Source organism: Vibrio sp. 970 (assembly GCF_033339075.1).
Map to the genome: position 1 here is coordinate 1 of NZ_JAWOTW010000211.1, position 784 is coordinate 784.

General features: G+C 42.1%; 1 protein-coding gene. It reads left to right on the forward strand.

The genetic code is table 11. From position 1 onward, the window contains the following. Window positions 1–595, forward strand: a 595-nt coding sequence (nhaR, locus tag R7Q11_RS25745; protein WP_225466948.1) for a transcriptional activator NhaR, incomplete at its 5' end; no start/stop codon positions are given. Between the last annotated feature and the right edge of the window lie 189 nt (window positions 596–784).

Consider the following 784-nt stretch of genomic DNA (forward strand, 5'->3'; position numbering starts at 1 on the left):
AGCTGATGCGCTGTCAAAACGGCTAGTTAGTAAAGTACTGATGACAACCGTGCCTGAAGACAACAGTATCCACTTACGTTGTTACGAGTCGACGCACGAACTGTTATTAGAACGGCTATCGCAGCACAAGTTGGATATGATTCTTTCTGATTGCCCGGTGGACTCGACGCAAAGCCCAGGCCTTTATAGTAAGAAGCTTGGCGAGAGTAGCATGAGTTTCTTTGCATCTTCTGACATTCCAGACGTGAAGTTCCCTGAAATTTTGGAAAAGAAAAAGCTGTTGATCCCAGCAAGTCGAACGGCGATGGGGCGAAAAGTCATTCAATGGTTTGATCGCCAAGGATTACAACCTGATGTCTTGGGAGAGTTTGATGACGTCGCGTTGATGAAAGCCTTTGCGAGATACCGTGATGATGTGATCTTTTTGGCGCCGACGGTTTACATGTCAGAAATCGAAGATGACCGCAGCTTACAGTTGATCGGTCATGTTGAGGATTTGAAAGAAGAGTATTACGTTATTTTCGCCGAGCGAATGATTCAGCATCCTGCGGTAAAAAACGTATGCGATGCTGATTTCAGCCAAATGTTTGAGTAAACCCGTATCGTTGCTCAAATAAATAGATTACTATCGATAAAAATATAAATCTAAATGATACCTAAGTAATTCAAGATACTTGGTTTAGTGAGCAAAATTATTTCTCGTCGATAAAGCCCCAGTGAACACTGCTGGTGGGTTAAATTGATGTATCGCTTTAAAGCCAAATTTAGAGGTTCTAATAAAGAA